The 968-nt window shown below is 61.2% G+C and carries 1 protein-coding gene; it reads left to right on the forward strand.

What is annotated here, in order from left to right; translation table 11 throughout:
* Positions 1-239 precede the first annotated feature (239 nt).
* The gene (locus tag B7G66_RS16710) at positions 240-827 is read left to right on the forward strand and encodes an RDD family protein (protein ID WP_003622086.1); all 588 of its coding nucleotides are present in this window, start codon (positions 240-242) and stop codon (positions 825-827) included.
* Positions 828-968 lie beyond the last annotated feature (141 nt).

Below are 968 nucleotides of genomic sequence, written 5' to 3' on the forward strand. Positions count from 1 at the left end.
GTAAAAACCATAAACCGGAGCATTTTCACCGAACCGGTTTTCGGGGGAAATGCTTCAGCGGCACATTCGCCACGCCCCGGCATCGGGCCGGAACCACGTGCGGACGGGCGGCAGGGAGTGCCCGCCCGTATGCCGCCGGACGCTTTTTTCCGTTTCCGTTCCGCCCCATCCGGTGGCATTGCTGTTACATCCCCTTTCGCGGGCACACACCGGTCCAATTCAGCAGGAACGCGCAGCCGATGTCCGATCAGTTTTTTCAGCCCGTCCCCTCACGCCCCTTTCAGGAGGTCTGGACCTATGCCGGGTTCTGGATGCGGGTCGTGGCGCATCTGGTGGATTCGATCCTTGTGTGGGTCGGGCTGATGCTGCTGGGCGCCATCATTTCGCCCAGTGTCTCGATCACCATTTTTGACAAGCAGCCAGGCGGCGGTGGCGGCGATTACAGCGTATCGTACATCCAGCCCGCCGATTACATGATCATGTCGAACACGCCGCACATCCACTGGCATGGCCATGGCGTGCTGGAGATGGCGTGGCTGGTGCTGCCCGCGCTGTATTACATCCTGTTCGAAAGTTCCCGCCTGCAGGCGACGCCGGGCAAGCTGCTGTGCCGCATGCGGGTGACGGACCTGCACGGGAACCGGATCGACGCCCTGCGCGCGACCGGGCGGTACCTGGGGAAATACCTGTCGTTCCTGATATTCGGGATTGGCTTCCTGATGGTGGCATGGACCCGGCGCAAGCAGGGGCTGCATGATATCCTGGCCGGCACCTTCGTCATCCGCCGCGAGCTGGAGGCCGAGGCCCCGCCCTTTCCGCCGGCGTAACCAGCCCCCCCCCGCAACAGGATGGGGGATAAGGAAAACTGTCGGCCTGTTAGAGAGTGTTTGAAAACAACTCCTTGATAAAAAAGGAAAAGTTTTGGGGTGCCGCCTTTCGATCGAAACAGGCGGCGTCTTCTGAAGCTT

This window comes from Novacetimonas hansenii JCM 7643, assembly GCF_000964405.1.
In the GTDB taxonomy this organism is placed as follows: Bacteria; Pseudomonadota; Alphaproteobacteria; order Acetobacterales; family Acetobacteraceae; genus Novacetimonas; species Novacetimonas hansenii.